At 63.8% G+C, this 14620-nt stretch carries 17 protein-coding genes; 14 read left to right on the top strand and 3 right to left on the bottom strand.

What is annotated here, in order from left to right:
• Positions 1-14: 14 nt before the first annotated feature.
• A complete protein-coding gene (locus ACVOLI_RS13230; RefSeq protein WP_282271832.1) occupies positions 15-941 on the bottom strand; it encodes a phosphoribosylaminoimidazolesuccinocarboxamide synthase in 927 nt (308 codons plus the stop codon).
• A gap of 165 nt (positions 942-1106) precedes the next feature.
• Between ACVOLI_RS13230 and ACVOLI_RS13235 the strand changes: the two genes are divergently transcribed.
• The 12 genes from ACVOLI_RS13235 (at position 1107) to ACVOLI_RS13290 (ending at position 10766) form a co-directional block, all read left to right on the top strand.
• A complete protein-coding gene (locus ACVOLI_RS13235; RefSeq protein ID WP_062170167.1) occupies positions 1107-1436 on the top strand; it encodes a J domain-containing protein in 330 nt (109 codons plus the stop codon).
• An 11-nt stretch (positions 1437-1447) separates the two neighbouring features.
• The gene (rpe, locus tag ACVOLI_RS13240; RefSeq protein ID WP_481614766.1) at positions 1448-2122 is read left to right on the top strand and encodes a ribulose-phosphate 3-epimerase; all 675 of its coding nucleotides are present in this window, start codon (positions 1448-1450) and stop codon (positions 2120-2122) included.
• A gap of 3 nt (positions 2123-2125) precedes the next feature.
• The gene (locus ACVOLI_RS13245) at positions 2126-2617 is read left to right on the top strand and encodes a GNAT family N-acetyltransferase (protein WP_296249779.1); all 492 of its coding nucleotides are present in this window, start codon (positions 2126-2128) and stop codon (positions 2615-2617) included.
• Positions 2618-2939: 322 nt separating this feature from the next.
• Positions 2940-3872 carry a lipid kinase YegS gene (gene yegS, locus ACVOLI_RS13250; RefSeq protein WP_481614767.1) on the top strand — a complete coding sequence of 311 codons (933 nt, stop codon included), beginning with the start codon at positions 2940-2942 and terminating at the stop codon, positions 3870-3872.
• Positions 3873-4057: 185 nt separating this feature from the next.
• Positions 4058-5548: an anthranilate synthase component I gene (gene trpE, locus ACVOLI_RS13255; protein WP_313643453.1), complete on the top strand. Its 1491-nt coding sequence runs from the start codon at positions 4058-4060 to the stop codon at positions 5546-5548.
• A 65-nt stretch (positions 5549-5613) separates the two neighbouring features.
• Positions 5614-6408, top strand: coding sequence for an SIMPL domain-containing protein (locus ACVOLI_RS13260; RefSeq protein WP_481614768.1), 795 nt, complete (start codon positions 5614-5616; stop codon positions 6406-6408).
• Positions 6409-6411: 3 nt separating this feature from the next.
• Positions 6412-6996, top strand: coding sequence for an anthranilate synthase component II (locus ACVOLI_RS13265; protein ID WP_481510121.1), 585 nt, complete (start codon positions 6412-6414; stop codon positions 6994-6996).
• Positions 6990-7640 (top strand): LysE family translocator, encoded by a 651-nt coding sequence (locus ACVOLI_RS13270; protein ID WP_481614769.1) that lies wholly within the window; start codon positions 6990-6992, stop codon positions 7638-7640. The genes ACVOLI_RS13265 and ACVOLI_RS13270 overlap by 7 nt, the downstream gene beginning before the upstream one ends.
• The gene (locus ACVOLI_RS13275; RefSeq protein ID WP_481614770.1) at positions 7637-8149 is read left to right on the top strand and encodes a DUF1543 domain-containing protein; all 513 of its coding nucleotides are present in this window, start codon (positions 7637-7639) and stop codon (positions 8147-8149) included. The genes ACVOLI_RS13270 and ACVOLI_RS13275 overlap by 4 nt, the downstream gene beginning before the upstream one ends.
• A 13-nt stretch (positions 8150-8162) precedes the next feature.
• A complete protein-coding gene (gene trpD, locus ACVOLI_RS13280; RefSeq protein ID WP_481614771.1) occupies positions 8163-9200 on the top strand; it encodes an anthranilate phosphoribosyltransferase in 1038 nt (345 codons plus the stop codon).
• A gap of 52 nt (positions 9201-9252) precedes the next feature.
• A complete protein-coding gene (trpC, locus tag ACVOLI_RS13285) occupies positions 9253-10047 on the top strand; it encodes an indole-3-glycerol phosphate synthase TrpC (protein ID WP_481614772.1) in 795 nt (264 codons plus the stop codon).
• Positions 10044-10766 (top strand): haloacid dehalogenase-like hydrolase, encoded by a 723-nt coding sequence (locus ACVOLI_RS13290; protein WP_481554606.1) that lies wholly within the window; start codon positions 10044-10046, stop codon positions 10764-10766. The genes trpC and ACVOLI_RS13290 overlap by 4 nt, the downstream gene beginning before the upstream one ends.
• A 308-nt stretch (positions 10767-11074) precedes the next feature.
• Here the strand turns inward: ACVOLI_RS13290 and ACVOLI_RS13295 are convergent, their stop codons facing one another.
• Together ACVOLI_RS13295 and crp are read right to left on the bottom strand one after the other, a co-directional pair.
• A complete protein-coding gene (locus tag ACVOLI_RS13295) occupies positions 11075-11836 on the bottom strand; it encodes a sulfite exporter TauE/SafE family protein (RefSeq protein WP_296249797.1) in 762 nt (253 codons plus the stop codon).
• A gap of 522 nt (positions 11837-12358) precedes the next feature.
• Positions 12359-13048 (bottom strand): cAMP-activated global transcriptional regulator CRP, encoded by a 690-nt coding sequence (gene crp / locus ACVOLI_RS13300; RefSeq protein ID WP_282271632.1) that lies wholly within the window; start codon positions 13046-13048, stop codon positions 12359-12361.
• Between the two features lie 150 nt (positions 13049-13198).
• Between crp and speD the strand changes: the two genes are divergently transcribed.
• Both speD and ACVOLI_RS13310 read left to right on the top strand, forming a co-directional pair.
• Entirely contained in the window at positions 13199-13993 is a 795-nt protein-coding gene (gene speD, locus ACVOLI_RS13305; RefSeq protein WP_282271635.1) for an adenosylmethionine decarboxylase, read from the top strand.
• A 144-nt stretch (positions 13994-14137) separates the two neighbouring features.
• Positions 14138-14452, top strand: coding sequence for a DMT family transporter (locus ACVOLI_RS13310; protein WP_282271637.1), 315 nt, complete (start codon positions 14138-14140; stop codon positions 14450-14452).
• Positions 14453-14620: the final 168 nt, after the last annotated feature.

Raw genomic sequence — 14620 nt, forward strand, 5'->3', positions numbered from 1 at the left:
CGGGCACAGCAGGATCAGTCGACGCTGATACCGGCCAGCTTGTCCAGCGCCTCGGCGTACTTGGCGCGGGTACGCTCGATCACCTCGGCCGGCAGGGCAGGGCCCGGCGCGGTCTTGCCCCAGTCCAGCGTTTCCAGGTAGTCGCGTACGAACTGCTTGTCGTAGCTGGGCGGGCTGATGCCCACCTGGTACTCGTCGGCCGGCCAGTAACGGGAGGAATCCGGGGTCAGCATCTCGTCCATGATGTACAGACGGCCATCGGCGTCGGTACCGAACTCGAATTTGGTATCAGCCAGCAGGATGCCGCGCTCGGCTGCGTATTCGGCGGCGAACTGGTAGATGCGCAGGGTGGCATCGCGCACCTTCTCGGCCATGTCGGCGCCAACGGCCTTGACCATCGCGTCGAAGTCGATGTTCTCGTCGTGGTCGCCTACCGCCGCCTTGGTGGACGGCGTGAAGATGGCTTCGGGCAGCTTTTCGGCCTGCTGCAGGCCGTCGGGCAGGGCGATGCCGCTGATCTTGCCGGTGCGCTGGTAGTCCTTCCAGCCACTGCCGATCACGTAGCCGCGGGCAATGGCTTCCACCGGCACCGGCTTGAGCTTCTTGGTCACCACCGCACGCTTGGCGTACAGCGCCGGGTCCACGCCTTCGGGCAGCACGCTGGCCACGTCGATGCCGGTCAGGTGGTTGGGCATCAGGTGCGCGGTCTTGGCGAACCAGAAGTTGGACACCTGGCAGAGCATCTCGCCCTTGCCGGGGATCGGGTCGGGCAGCACCACGTCGAACGCCGACAGGCGATCGGTGGCGACCATCAACAGGTACTCGCCCGGAGGGGTTCCGGCCGGCAGACGTTCGCGCGGGATATCAAACACATCACGCACCTTGCCGCGATGGCGCAAGGGCAGGCCGGGAAGATCGGATTGCAACAGCGTGGTCGGCACGGGCACTCCTGGGACTTGGCAATGAATGCCGCCGGCTTGGAGGACCCGGGTCTGGAGGACCCGCAGGGCCCGCGGCTGGTCGGCGGGCGGCCTAGTGTACGGCCGGATCGGGCCGCTGTGGCATAAAATGCACGTCTTGATTGTCCACAGGCCATTCACCCACCCATGCGCTGGTACGGAAAACTGTTCGGCTTCATCGCCGGGGCCCTGCTTTTTAGGCCCAACCCCTTGTTTGGCGGGATAATCGGCCTGTTGCTGGGGCATGCCTTCGACAGCGACTGGTTCAAGCTGGGCAAGGACCTGCCGTACCGTGAACTGGGGGTCACCCGCGAGGCCACCGATGCCGAGATCGACCTGGCCTACCGCCGCCTGATGTCCCAGTACCACCCCGACAAAGTGGCCGGCGCCGCCCCCGAGCTGCGCGCCCAGGCCGAGAAGAAGGCCCGGCAGATCAACGCCGCCTACGACCGCATCAAAACCCTGCGCAAGCGCTGAAAGGCTCCGTCATGTCCAACTGCATCATCGCCCCGTCCATTCTCTCGGCCAATTTCGCCAAGCTCGGCGAGGAGGTCGACAACGTGTTGGCCGCTGGCGCCGACTGGGTTCACTTCGACGTGATGGACAACCACTACGTACCCAACCTGACCATCGGCCCGATGGTCTGCCAGGCGCTGCGCAAGCACGGTGTCACCGCGCCGATCGACGTGCACCTGATGGTTGAGCCGGTCGACCGCATCGTGCCGGACTTCGCCGAGGCTGGCGCCAGCATCATCAGCTTCCACCCGGAAGCCAGCCGCCACGTCCACCGCACCATCCAGCTGATCAAGTCGCACGGCTGCAAGGCCGGCCTGGTGCTGAACCCGGCAACGCCGGTCGAAGTGCTGGACTGGGTGCTGGAAGACCTGGACCTGGTGCTGCTGATGTCGGTCAACCCGGGCTTCGGAGGCCAGGCCTTCATTCCCTCGACCCTGGACAAGCTGCGTGCAATGCGGGCAATGATCGACAAGCTCGGCAAGCCGGTGCTGCTGGAAGTGGACGGTGGCGTAAAGGCCGACAACATCGGTGAGATCGCTGCTGCCGGTGCCGACGCCTTCGTTGCCGGTTCGGCTATTTTCAATGCGCCTGACTACGCTGCGATGATCAGCAAGATGCGCGGCAATGTCGCCGCAGCGCGAGGCTGAGTGATGAGCGCGGCTGACGTGCAGATCCGTCCGGCAATCGCCGATGACGCAGGCCTGATCCTGCACTTCATCCGCGAGCTTGCCATCTACGAGAAAGCCGAATCCTCGGTGCAGACCGACGAGGCAGGCATTCGTGCCAGCCTGTTTTCCGCTGATGCAAAGGCGCAGGCCTTGATCTGCGAACGCGGTGGCCAGGCCATTGGTTACGCCGTGTTCTTTTACAACTACTCGACCTGGTTGGGCCGCAACGGCATCTACCTGGAAGACTTGTACGTCAGCCCGGAAGCGCGTGGCAGCGGTGCAGGAAAGGCCTTGCTGCAGTACATCGCCAGGCTGGCGGTGGAGCAGGGCTGCGGTCGATTCGAATGGTCGGTACTGGACTGGAACACGCCGGCCATCGACTTCTACAAAGCCGCCGGTGCAGTAGCGCAGGACGAATGGACGGTCTACCGCCTGCAAGGTGAAGCGCTGCACAAGTTCGCCAAAGGCGGCTGATCTGTAGTGCCGAGCCATGCTCGGCAGAGGCTTCACCGACAATGCCAAGGTAGTGCCGAGCCATGCTCGGCAGAGGCTTCACCTGTGATCTTTGAAATTCCCCGGCAATGCCCCAGCCGAGCATGGCTCGGCTCTACAGGTGAAGCAAAAAAAAGCCGCAACGTTGCCGTTGCGGCCGGGGAATCATCGGAGGCTGATCCTGCCTCCATCCGTCGTCCTTGCTATGGCCTTTCATTCTCCGGGTGCGCTGTGACACCACGGTGACATTCACCCGGGCGCAGCAATCCACTTGCTAGGCTGCGCGCCTTCAACGGAGAACCCCATGCACCACCCGGCACCCTGTTACCTGATCCTCAATGGCAAGTCCGCTGGCGACGATGCCGTGCGTGCAGCGGTGACCCAGCTGCGCGGGCAGGGGCAGGACCTCAAGGTGCGGGTGACCTGGGAAGCCGGCGACGCCGAGCGCTATGTGCGCGAAGCCATCGCCGCGCAGGCACGGCTGCTGATTGCAGGCGGCGGCGACGGCACCTTGAGCGAAGTCGCCGAGGCGCTGGCGCACACCGGGCAGGATGCGTCGCGATTGCCGGCATTGGCCTTGCTGCCATTGGGCACCGCCAACGACTTCGCCACCGCTGCCGGCATTCCGCTCGAACCGTTGCAGGCATTGCAGCTGCCAGCACATACACAGGCGCGCGCCATCGATCTGCTGCGCGTGGAGGGCGATGGCAAGGTCCACTGGTGTGCCAACCTGGCCAGCGGCGGCTTTGGCACCGAAGTGACGGTGGAGACCCACGAAGGCCTGAAGAAGATGCTCGGTGGCCTGGCCTACGTGATCACCGGAATCGGCAAGCTGGGCCGGATCGAGCCGATCCAGGCGCGCATCCACGGCGAGGATTTCGAGTGGCAGGGCGGATTCATCGCACTTGGCGTTGGCAATGGGCGCCAGGCCGGTGGCGGCCAGCAGCTATGCCCCGATGCCCTGCTCGATGACGGCTTGTTGGACCTGACCATCATTCCTGAGCTGTCCGGCGAGCTGATGGCCACCCTCGGGACCTTGTTCAGCGAGGGCAAGCACGCCGCACTGGAGCAGGTGGCTGAACGCGCCCGCCTGAGCGAGTTGTGGATCGAGGCCGAGCAGCCGCTGACCCTGAACCTGGACGGTGAACCGCTGCAGGCCCGACGCTTCCATATCCAATGCGTGGCAGGGCGGGTACACATGCATCTACCGGCCGCAACAGCCCTGCTGGGCAGCTGAATCGTTGCCACTGCAAGCATCTGATCATGTTGCAGATGCACACCGGGCGCCGTTCTTGCGGTAGAGTTGCGCGGTGCCCATTCTGACGACCAAGCGTTCCCTTTCTTCCGCTCGCCGCTGGTGGCGATGGTGGCCCGTTGCCGTCGTCCGTACCGCCACCGTCGATTCCCGGAAGGAAAGCCGTCTTGATCACGCAAGAGCAGTTCCAGCAGCTGGCCGCTGAAGGCCACAGCGCACACCCGCATAATTTCGTACCCGTCGTCCGCGAAGTGCTGTCCGACCTGGACACGCCGCTCTCGGTCTACCTGAAGCTCGCCGACGGCCCGTATACCTATCTGTTTGAATCCGTCGAAGGCGGTGAGCGCTTTGGTCGCTACTCCATCATCGGCATGCCCGCACGCCGCATCTACAGCTTCCGTGGCCATACCTTGGAAGTCAGTGAACTGGGCGAAGTCGTCGAACGTCGCGAAGTAGCCGATCCCTTGGCTGAGGTCGAAGTGCTGCGCAAGCAGTACTCGGTGCCGCAGCTGGACGGCTTGCCGGGCTTCACCGGCGGCTTGGTCGGCTGGTTCGGCTTCGAATGCATCCAGTACATCGAGCCGCACCTGGGTGCGGGCGAAAAGCCGGATGAACTGGGTACACCCGACATCCTGCTGATGCTGTCCGAAGAGCTGGCGGTGTTCGACAACCTCAAGGGCCGCCTGTACCTGATCGTGCACGCCGACCCGGCGCAGCCACAGGCCTGGGCGCGCGCAAATCGCCGCCTTGATGAGCTGGCCCACCGCTTGCGTCAGGGCGGTGCCGGTTACCCGCAGTCGCAGGTGTCCGACGCCATCGACGAGCAGGATTTCCAGTCCTCGTTTACCCGCGAGGAATACCACGCAGTGGTGCGCAAGGCGCAGGAATACGTGCGTGCCGGCGATATCTTCCAGGTGGTTCCGAGCCAGCGCCTGCGCGTGCCGTTCCGTGCGCGGCCGATTGATGTCTACCGCGCGCTGCGCGCGTTGAATCCGTCGCCGTACATGTATTTCATCGATGTTGGCGGCACCCAGGTGGTCGGCTCCTCGCCGGAGATCCTGGCGCGCCTGCGCGATGGCATCGTCACCGTGCGTCCCATCGCTGGCACCCGTCCGCGCGGCGCCACGCCGGAACTGGACAAGGCACTGGAAGTCGAGCTGCTGGCCGATCCCAAGGAGCGTGCCGAGCATGTGATGCTGATCGACCTCGGCCGCAATGACGTGGGCCGCGTTGCCGAACCGGGCACGGTCAAGGTGGGCGAGCAGTTCGTGATCGAACGCTACAGCCACGTCATGCACATCGTCAGCGAAGTCACTGGCACCTTGAAGGCTGGCCTGAGCTATAGCGATGTGATGCGCGCGACCTTCCCGGCCGGCACCGTCAGCGGTGCGCCGAAGATCCGTGCGCTGGAGATCATCCGCGAGCTGGAACCGGTCAAGCGCAATGTCTATTCCGGCGCGGTTGGCTACATCGGCTGGAACGGCGATGCCGATACTGCCATCGCGATTCGCACTGCGGTGATCCAGGACGGTTACCTCTACGTGCAGGCCGGCGGCGGCGTGGTCTATGACTCCGACCCTGATGCCGAATGGCAGGAAACCATGAACAAGGGTCGCGCGCTGTTCCGTGCGGTGGCGCAGGCGGCGAAGGGGCTGTAAGCCGTGTCGCGCACGCTGCTTTCATCGAAAGCGACTGTTTCTCTCACCATGACAAGGAGTGCCGAATGAAATTGCCCCGCATGTTGCTGTGGTCATCGTTGCTGGTTGCCGCCGTTCCGCAGGCGTGGGCGCAGGCCAACTCCATTCCGTCGCAACCGCATCTGTTGGTGAAGGGCGATGCCAGCCGGAAGGTGATGCCGGACCGCTTCGTGGTGAAGATCGCGTTGGAGTCGGTGGATATGCAGACCGACATCGCCCGGCGCAAGGTCCAGGCAAATGCGGAGCGGACCATGGCGCTGTTCGCCAAGCACGGCGCCATTGCCGAGACGGTACGCATGGATAACCTGAGCATCGAGCCATCTACGCGTTACAAGGACGATGAAGAAGTGTTTGTGGGCACCGCCGTCAGCCGTGACCTGGAAGGTTCCTTCGAAAAACCAGAGCAGTTGCAGGCGTTTCTTGGTGAGTTGAATGCCAGCAGCGAAGTACAGGTGAGCACCGCAAAGCCCATGTATTCGGGTGAAGCGCGGCTGCGGGCTGAACTCAAGGCCGAAGCGGCTGCGCAGACGCGCGCGTCGGCAAAGGGGCTCGCTGATGCCTATGGGGCGAAGATCATCGGCCTCTATACGATCTCCGATGTCGCCCCCAGTTTTGCTTACGGTGTGCAGGCCGGTAGCTGGCCGAATGTAAACAGAGCGGACACCTTCCATAGGGAAAGCGATTCGCTGGACCGGGTACAGGTCAGCGGGAGTCGCAATGTGGGCTATGCCGCACCATCGCCTGGCGAGCAGCTGATTGCCAGGCCAATCACCTACACCGAAAACGTCTACGCCATATTCCTGATTAGCGATGGAAACTGAATCATGCTGTTGATGATCGACAACTACGACAGCTTCACCTTCAACCTCGTGCAATACCTGCAGATGCTGGGTGCCGAAGTGAAGGTGGTGCGCAATGACGCGATGAGCGTCGCCGAGATCGCTGCCCTGCAACCTTCGCATATTGTGGTATCGCCGGGCCCGAAGACGCCGAACGAAGCCGGTGTGTCGCTGGAGGTGATCCGCCAGCTCGGCCCGAGCATTCCACTGTTCGGTGTGTGCCTGGGCCATCAGGCCATCGGCCAGATCTATGGCGGTGACGTGATCCGTGCCAGCAACATCATGCATGGCAAGGTCTCGCCGATCCGCCATGAAGGCAAGGGCGTGTTCGCCGGTCTGCCGGACCGTTACGAAGCCACCCGCTACCACTCGCTGGTGGTGGACAAGAACACGCTGCCGGCGGCGTTGGAGATCACTGCCTGGACCGAGAATCCGGACGGTTCGATGGAAGAGATCATGGGCCTGCGCCACCGTGAGTATCCGGTCGAAGGCGTGCAGTTCCATCCCGAATCCATCCTCACCCAGCACGGCCACGCGCTGATGAAGAACTTCCTGGACCGCACATGTTGATCGAGCCGAGCCAGTTGCTGTTGTTCATGCTTGCAGGCTGGTTGTTGAACCTGACGCCGGGCCCGGATGTGCTGTACATCATCAGCCGCTCGCTGCGCGGTGGACGTCGTGCAGGATTCGCCGCCATCGCAGGCATCAGCGCGGGTTGCCTGGTGCATGTGGCGCTGGCCTCGCTGGGCCTGGGCGTGCTGCTGGCGACGTCGGCCACCTTGTTCACCGTGATCAAGTGGATCGGCGCGGCCTATCTGCTGTGGGTGGGCGTGCGCCTGTTGCGCAATACCGGTGAATCGACCTTGCAGGCCGATATCGCCGCCAGCAGCGGCAGTGCCGGTTCGTGGTGGCAGGTATTCGCCGGCGGCTTCCTGACCAATGTGCTGAACCCGAAGGTGGTGCTGTTCTTCCTGGCCTTCCTGCCGCAGTTCATCGCGCCGGCGGTGCAGAACAAGCCGTTGGCGTTCGCGCTGCTGGGCCTGGTCTTCATGGTCAACGCGCTGCCGATCAACGCGGCTTACGTGTTGGCGGCCGATCGTGTGCGCAGCAGCCGTTGGGCCGCGCGCGGCATGCAGTGGCTGGACAAGCTGGCCGGCGTGCTGTTCATCGGCTTCGGCCTGCGGCTGGCACTGACTGCGAGGCCGACGCCGTGAGCCTGGAAGATTTCCGCCTGTTCGTGGTGATGCTCGGCGGTCGCCATGCGCGTGCCAATACCGAGGTGCATGACGTGGTGTTCGCGGTTGGTCCCGGCATCGAGCACACCTATCCGCAGCTGCGCCAGCAATGGTTCGGCGAGGCTGCAGGTCTGCATCTGGATTCGTGGATGACGGTGGATGGCGTCGATGACTGGCAGGTACGCATTTCCGATGACGCGCCTGCGGCCGACGCGCCGACCTTGTTCTTCGTCAACCTTGGCGGCTACGTCGATGGTCAGTTCGGCGAGGACCACCGCTACCTGCTGGTGGTTGCTGCCGATGCGGTCGAGGCCAAGCGCAAGGCGCTGGCGCAGGCCGAAGCGCAGTGGATCAAACCGCACCGCGATGCGCTGCTGGAAGTGGACAGCTGCCTGCCGGTCGGGCCGATCGGTGGCCTGCACGTGCAGCTGCGCCGAGGCGCACACACCGGCATCCACAGCCAAAGCGACTACATCGTTATTTCCTGATTCTGGAGTTGTCATGACCATCACCGCGCAGGAAGCCCTGCAACGCACCATCGAACACCGCGAGATCTTCTTCGACGAGATGGTCGACCTGATGCGGCAGATCATGCGTGGCGAGATCTCGCCGACCATGACCGCCGCCATCCTCACCGGCTTGCGGGTCAAGAAGGAAACCGTCGGCGAGATCGCCGGTGCCGCCACGGTGATGCGCGAGTTCGCGCGCCCGGTGCAGGTTACCGACAAGACCCATTTGGTCGACATCGTCGGCACCGGCGGCGATGGCTCGCATACCTTCAACATTTCCACCTGTTCGATGTTCGTGGTGGCCGCTGCCGGTGCCAAGGTCGCCAAACACGGCAACCGCAGCGTGTCCTCCAAGTCCGGCAGCGCCGATGCGGTGGAAGCGCTGGGCGCGGTGATCGAGCTGCAGCCCGAGCAGGTGGCGCAAGCCATCGAGCAGACCGGCATCGGCTTCATGTTCGCGCCGATGCACCACCCGGCAATGAAGGTGGTCGCGCCGGTCCGCCGCGAGATGGGCGTGCGCACCATCTTCAACATCCTCGGCCCGCTGACCAATCCGGTGGGCGCCACCAATATCCTGATGGGCGTGTTCCACCCCGACCTGGTCGGCATCCAGGCGCGCGTGCTGCGTGAGCTCGGTGCCGAGCGCGCATTGGTGGTGTGGGGCCGCGACAACATGGACGAGATCTCGCTGGGCGCTGGCACGTTGGTTGGCGAGCTGCGCGACGGCAAGGTGCGCGAGTATGAGATTCATCCGGAGGACTTCGGCATCGCCATGTCGGCCAGCCGCAACCTCAAGGTCGAGAACCCGGAAGAGTCCATCGCCATGCTGCGCGCCGTGCTGGACAACCAGCCGGGCCCGGCCAACGATATCGTCGCCCTCAACGCCGGTGCCGCACTGTATGTGGCTGGTGTCGCCGACAGCATCGCCGATGGCCTGGCCCGCGCCCGCGCGGTGATCGCCGATGGCAGCGCCCGTGCGCGCATGCAGGAGTACGTCGATGCCAGCCGCGCCTTGGCCGGCAATCCCTGATAATCCCCTAATTAACCGCGTCAGCAGCGCCCGTCTTCCAGGAAGCAGATCCATGAGCGACATCCTCAACACCATCCTCGCCCGCAAAGTGCAGGAGGTGGCCGAGCGCAGCGCCCGCGTGCCGCTGGCCGAGTTGAAGGCGCGCCTGGCCGATGCCTCGCCGGTGCGCGGCTTTGCCAATGCGCTGAACGCGGCGATCGCCAATGGTGACCCGGCGGTGATTGCCGAGGTCAAGAAGGCTAGTCCGTCCAAAGGCGTGATTCGCCCGGACTTCCACCCTGCGGATATCGCGGTGAGCTATGAATTCGGCGGCGCCAGCTGCCTGTCCGTGCTGACCGACGTGGATTTCTTCCAGGGCGCGGATGCCTATCTGCAGCAGGCCCGTGAGGCCTGCACGTTGCCGGTGCTGCGCAAGGACTTCGTCATCGACCCGTACCAGGTGGTCGAGGCGCGCGTGCTCGGTGCCGACTGCATCCTGCTGATCGTCTCGGCGCTGGACGACCGCCAGCTGGCCGAGCTGTCCGACCTGGCGATGCAACTGGGGATGGACGTGCTGGTCGAGGTGCACGACATCGACGAGCTGGAGCGCGCCATCCAGGTGCCGGTGCCGCTGGTCGGTATCAACAACCGCAACCTGCGCACCTTCGAGGTGTCGCTGGAAAACACGCTGTCGATGAAGGATGCGGTGCCGCGCGACCGCCTGCTGGTCACCGAGAGCGGCATCATGGGCCCGGCGGACGTGGCCTTGATGCGCAATGCGGGGATCAATGCCTTCCTGGTCGGTGAGACGTTCATGCGCGTGGAAGAGCCGGGCGAGGGCCTGCGTCAGCTATTCTTCCCGGCATGACTGATCCCTACCCGAACCCGCGTGATGACGCGCAACTGGTCGTCTTCGACTTCGATCACACGCTGTATGACGGCGATTCCGGCAGCCACCTGTTCGCCTGGCTGATCAAGCGCAATCCGTTGCGGCTGCTGGTGGCCATCCTCGCCACGCCGCTGCTGGGGCCGCTGGTGGCGATGCTGCCGACCCGCCGCTTCGGCATCTCCGGCTACGTCTGGATCGCCACCTTCGGCCTGCACCAGGCGCGTGAGTTCAACAAGGTAATCGACCAGTACGTGCTCAAGCACGAGGACGAGATCCGCCAGCACCTGCTGCCACATGCCCTGCAGGTATTCGCCGCGCACCGTCGTGCCGGCGACCGGGTGATCGTGGCCACCGGCGCACCGCCGGAGCTGGCCCGCGCCATCCTCGCCTTCGTGGCCGAGCAGGGCGTGCCGGTGATCGGCAGCGAAGTCGGCCCGCGCATGGGCGCGATGGGCGCCACCCGCCACTGCCACAACGAAGAAAAGATGCGCATGCTGCGCGAGCGCGGCTACGGCGACATCGCCATTGCCTACTCGGACAGCACCGCCGACCTGCCGCTGCTGAAAGCTGCCAAGGCTCCGGTAGTGGTGAACCCCAAGCATTCGCGGGTGGAGTACTTCGGCAAGGTATTGCCGGCCGGCACCCCCATCCTCAACTGGGGCTGCCCGGGCCGCGGCGGCAAGCCGCTGCCCAGGTAATCCAAAGCGGGGCAAGCAACGATCCAGCCGGAGCCGGCATCCCTTCTCCCGTTTACGGGAGAAGGTGCCCGTAGAGTCCGCCCCCGCGAAGGGGGGCGGATGAGGGGGCTTTTGACGCACAGCAAGGCCTGCCGAAGCCGACATCCCTTCTCCCGTTTACGGGAGAAGGTGCCCGAAGAGCCTGCCCCCGCGAAGGCGGGGGGCGGATGAGGGGAGCTTTTAAGGCTCTAAAGCAAAAGCTGCCCTCACCCCAACCCCTCTCCCGTAAACGGGAGAGGGGCTATCAGAGCAGCATCGCCTCGCGTGCCTCAAGCACCCCGCAGCTTCACTACCGCCATTCCAATCTGGAACAGGCTGATCGACAGTACCAGCACGCCGACGGCGATCAGCACCCAGCGCTCCTTGACCCGCTTCACCAGCAGCGCCGCCACTGGTGCGGCCATCATCCCGCCGACCAGCAGGCCGGCGACGATGGACAGGTGCTGCAGGCCCATCGACAGCAGGAAGGTTGCCGAGATCGACAGGGTGACCACGAACTCCGCCGCGTTGACCGAGCCAATCGTGGTGCGCGCCTGGCCGCCACGGGCCAGCAGGGTGGAGGTGGCCACTGGCCCCCAGCCGCCACCGCCGGTGGCGTCCAGCAGGCCGGCGAAGAAGCCCAGCACCGGCACCCGCTTCACTTCCTGCTTGGCCATGAACTTGCCGGCTGCGCGGGCCAGGATGAAGATCGCCAGCACCAGTAGGTAAAGGTAGATGAACGGGCGCACGACATCGCCAGGCAGCTGGGTCAGCACATAGGCGCCAATGGCTCCGCCGATGGCGCCGGGTATCGCCAGCCGAAAGAACAGGCGCTTGTCGACATTGCCGGCCACCAGGTGCGAGACCCCGGAGGCGCCGGTGGTGAACACCTCGGCGGTGTGGATGCTGGCGCTGACCGCCGCAGGTGGCAGCCCCATGCTCAGCAGCACCGAGGACGAAATCAGCCCGAACGCCATGCCCAGCGCACCGTCCACCAGCTGCGCGCCGAGGCCGATCAGGATGAACCAGTAAAATTCGTTGCCAAATTCCATGCCCCAAGCCTGCGGGCCACAGCAGGGCAGGTCAAGGAAAGCTACATCGGAAAGTAATGGTTTGGGTTGAATCCTGACCAATATCAGCGCCGAACGGTCGCTAATTCGCAGCTATGTCGGCGACGTGGTTGGTCTCCCGCGGCATTCGGAATTGTTAGTTGGCGTGGCATTGATCACCAAGTAGCCCGGATGTTCGCAATGGTGAGTGAGATTTCGGGCTCCGACAGAGATCACACTTCAACATCGTAGCCCGGATAAGCGCAGCGCACCCGGGATCTCGGTAAACATCACTCTGCTGGGGGCGCCTGAGCGCGTGGCCACCAACGCGCGAAAAGCCCCGGGTGCGCGCGGCTTACCCGGGCTACCAGAGCGCAGGCAAAGGGTTTTCCCGAGGTCAATCAGGTCAGACAGCCCCCTTTAGTAAAGGGGGGCGCGCCGACAGGTGCGGGGATTTGGAAGGCGGGGAGCCGGGGCCCATGGTTTGCTCCGCAAACCATGGGGGTGTCGCCCGCGAAGCGGACGTTACCGCGTCCCGTACAGAACCACGGTCTTGCCGCGGGCATGCAGCAGGCCATCGGCCTGCAGCTTCTTCAGCACGCGGCCGGCCATTTCCCGCGAGCAACCCACCAGTCGGGCGATTTCCTGGCGGGAGACGCGCAGCTGGGTGCCCTGCGGGTGGCTCATCGATTCCGGCTCCTTGGACAGGTCGTGCAAGGTGCGGATGATGCGGTCGGTCACGTCCAGGAAGGCCAGGCGGCTGGCCTTGCGGCTGGTATGCAGCAGGCGCCGGGAGATCTGCGAGCCAATGGCGTACAGCAGCTTGGGCGCGTCCACTGACAGCGGACCCAGGAACAGCTGGTGCAGGCGCTCGTAGCTGATCTCGGCCAGCTCGCAGGGGGTGCGGGTGCGCAGGATGACCTCGCGCTTGTCCGACTCGATGAACAGGCCCATTTCGCCGACAAACTCGCCGGCACCGAAGTAGCCCAGCACCAGTTCCCGGTCATCGTCTTCCTCGGCAATGATACTGACCGAGCCGCTGATCACGTAATACATGGTCCCGGCAGGATCACCCGGGCGGAACACATCGGTCCGCGCCGGGTAGCGGCGGCGGTGGCTGTGGGCCAGAAAGCGGTCGATGGTGGCAATGTCCAGCGCCAGCGGGCTGGAGGCAAGACGCACGTTTGACGCGGTGGTGGCGTTACCTGGGCTCATGATGGCGTTCACAGTTTGGATGAACTTGCTTAATGGGCAAGCTTAACGACGCTGAGCATAAGGGGCAAACGGGCATAACGGTGCAAGTATCACAGCGGGCCACTTTGCCCCATACTTCCGCCTTTCCCACCATCTACAGGATCGACCGCCGTGGTCAAGCCGTTGCCTCGCCTGAGGTTGCAAGGATTCAACAACCTCACCAAGGCCTTGAGCTTCAACATTTATGACGTCTGCTATGCGCGTACCGAAGAGGAGCGCCAGCGTTATATCGAGTACATCGACGAGGAATACAACGCCGATCGACTCACGCAGATCCTCACCGATGTCGCAGAGATCATCGGTGCGAACATCTTGAACATTGCGCGTCAGGATTACGACCCCCAGGGTGCCTCGGTCACAATTCTCATTTCCGAGGAGCCGGTGATCGACAAGAAGCAGGCCGGCAAGGAGTTGATCTCCGATGCCGTGGTTGCGCATATGGATAAGTCGCACATCACCGTGCACACCTATCCGGAAACGCATCCGCAGGAAGGCATTGCTACCTTCCGCGCCGATATCGACGTGGCAACCTGCGGTGTGATCTCGCCGTTGAAGGCGCTGAACTACCTGATCGAGAGTCTGGAATCAGACATCGTGATCATGGACTACCGCGTGCGTGGCTTCACCCGTGACATCAAGGGCAAGAAGCACTACATCGACCACAAGATCAATTCGATCCAGAACTTCCTGGCCAAGAACATCAAGTCGCGTTATGAGATGTTCGACGTCAACGTCTATCAGGAAAACATCTTCCACACCAAGATGCACCTGAAGGACTTCGACCTGGACCAGTACCTGTTCGAAGAGAAGGCCAAGAACCTGTCGTTCAAGGAGCGCATGAAGATCGAGGCGCTGCTGCGCCGCGAGATCGAAGAGCTGTTCCACGGTCGCAACCTGGCCGAATAAGCACTACCAGCGCAGCGCCGGCATGCCGGTTCTGCGCAAAAAAACAGGCGGGACGGCCCGCCCTGCAGTGATGCAGACGTTTGTCGACGGCGGCTCGGTGTGAACTCACTGGGGCGCCGTCTTTTTTTGTAAAGGAAGTTGGCGATGCCCTGGATCTACCTGCTGCTTGCGGGCCTGTTCGAGATTGGATTTGCACTGGGCCTGAAGTCCAGCGAAGGCTTTACCCGGCTCTGGCCGAGCCTGTTCACCGTGGTGTTTGCCGGCATCAGCCTGTGGCTGCTGACCCAGGCCCTGCGCACCATTCCGGTCGGTACCGGTTATGCGATCTGGACCGGTATCGGTGCGGTTGGCGTGGCGATTGCCGGCGTGATCCTGTTCGGCGACAGCGCCAGCTGGCCACGCCTGCTGTGCATCGGCCTGATCGTCACCGGCGTGATCGGCCTGAAGCTGGTCAGCTGAGGTAGCCAGGGTAGTGCCGAGCCATGCTCGGCAGAGGCGTTATGCAAAGGCCCAGCCATGTAGTGCCGGGCCATGCTCGGCAGGGGCTTTATGCAAAGGCCCAGCCATGTAGTGCCGAGCCATGCTCGGCAGAGGCGTTCCCGGCAAAGCTCCAGCCGAGCATGGCTC

It is taken from the genome of Stenotrophomonas sp. STEN029 (genome assembly GCF_056760015.1).